Source organism: Rhodanobacter sp. C05 (assembly GCF_002001165.1).
Lineage (GTDB): Bacteria > Pseudomonadota > Gammaproteobacteria > Xanthomonadales > Rhodanobacteraceae > Rhodanobacter.
In genome coordinates, this window is the sequence record NZ_MUNQ01000028.1 from 1 (window position 1) to 1,512 (window position 1,512).

The window sequence follows — 1,512 nt, forward strand, 5'->3', positions numbered from 1 at the left end:
CTAACTACTCCGTAAGAGACTTCCGATCAAGCCCAGACGCATGATGCTTTTGCCCTGAGCTTTCGGGCCGCTGCTGGTTACCGTGTTGTCCTGTTTGTTGCGTCGTGCGTGTCAATGCTATGCGGGGTACAACGCATGTCAGACTGCATTTCCGTAAACGGTCTTGTTGAGTCGATGCCGCTGACTGGGACCACTGTATAAACCGCACCCGGCGACCTCTTTCATTCATCGGACTGTCCGGTGTTCGGGGATCGGCCGAAACACGGTTTGGACGTCCATCTAGTTAGTCAGGTTCTCGTCGGGGGGGTCTGACCCGTTGTTACCGCTTCGCGCTGACGGTGAATCGAAGCCCGGTGTTTATGCCATGCCGACTTGCCGTTGCATGGGGTGGCGCACACTCGCAGAAGGATCGTAGTCGACCTCATGGGCCAACATGACCCAGATCTGCCGGGCATGCTTGTTGGCGATGGCCACGATCACTTTGCCGAACGGCAGGCGTCGGTCGAGAGTGCGTATCCAGCGCTGCTCGGGCGTGGCCTTCTCCACGCTGACCGCCTTGGCCCGCTGCAAACTGCTGCGGGCACCCTGGATCAGCAACGTGCGCAGGTACGCATCGCCGCGACAGCTGATTTCGCCCAATCGTGCATGGCCGCCGCTGGAGTGTTGCGTGGGCACCAGCCCCAGCCACGCCGCCATCTGCCGGCCCTGCTTGAATTCGCGCGCGTTGCCGACCGTGGCCACGGCCGCATCGGCAGTGATCGGTCCGATGCCGACGATCGCGCGCAGCCGGATACACCGCTCGTCCTGACGTGCGTGGGCCTCGATGCGTGCATCGCACGCGTCGAGGTGCAGGCGCAACTGCCGCCAGTGATCCGCCAGATCGCGTAACAGTTCCTTGAACTCGACCGGCAACCCCATCGGGGCATCCAGGTCCGCCAGCTGTCGACGCAGCGCCAGATCGCTCTGCGCCACGATCACTCCGAACTCGGCGAGCAGGCCACGGATACGGTTGCCGATGGCCAGCGACTCGACCTTGTAGCCCTCGCGCACCCGGTGCCATGACAACCGTACCTGCTGGTCGAGCGACTTCACCGGCACAAAGCGCATGTTGCCCTGGCGCGCCGCGGTGGCGATGGCCTCGGCGTCGGCCCGGTCGTTCTTGGTCGTGCCACCTTTGCGGTACGGCTTCACGAACTGCGCCGCCATGATGCGCGGCTGCAGTCCGTACTCCAGGCAACGCCGCGCCCAGTGATGCGCGCCGCTGCACGCCTCCATCGCCACCACCGTGCCGGCCGGCCGCTGGGCCAGCCACACGGCAAACGCGTCACGCTTGAGATCCTGCCGCCGCAACACATGCCCGGCGCCATCCATCTCACAGGCCGAAAACGCGATCTTCGCCAAGTCCACACCCAGGGTTATAGTGCTCATGGAGACTTCCTCTTCTGCTGACGGTTGTGTCGCAACACCATCATGGCCCTCGAGGCCGTAAGGGGAGGAAGTCTCTTTTTACTC

1 protein-coding gene is annotated in these 1,512 nt (G+C 63.4%); it reads right to left on the reverse strand.

The features are described from left to right. Positions 1-357: 357 nt before the first annotated feature. The gene (locus B0E51_RS18925) at positions 358-1,428 is read right to left on the reverse strand and encodes an IS110 family transposase (RefSeq protein ID WP_077446455.1); all 1,071 of its coding nucleotides are present in this window, start codon (positions 1,426-1,428) and stop codon (positions 358-360) included. Positions 1,429-1,512: the final 84 nt, after the last annotated feature.